Raw genomic sequence first — 239 nt, 5'->3', positions numbered from 1 at the left:
AACTCGATGTCCATGGTGTACGCGAACGTCAACAACAACAAGTGGGCGCCGGGCTATACCCGCTTCGACGCGATGGCCAGCTACGCGCTGAACAAGGACGTGAGCCTGCAGCTGAACGTGCAGAACCTGACCGACAAGCTGTACTTCGACAAGGTCTCGTCGCCGCACTACGCGGGCGTGGGTCCGGGCCGCTCGGCCACCCTGTCGGCCAACGTCAAGTTCTAGTCATGATGCTGCAT

The 239-nt window shown here is 60.7% G+C and carries 1 protein-coding gene; it reads left to right on the top strand.

Annotated features, from left to right (window positions below):
- Positions 1–225 (top strand): TonB-dependent receptor domain-containing protein (locus ACR9ZK_RS23305; protein WP_481344285.1); only part of this gene is annotated, 225 nt, incomplete at its 5' end.
- Positions 226–239: the final 14 nt, after the last annotated feature.

This window comes from Monashia sp. HAY1-5C, from assembly GCF_056755255.1.
The sequence above is the reverse complement of the archived record's forward strand: the minus strand, read 5'-3'. Positions and strand labels throughout refer to the sequence as shown.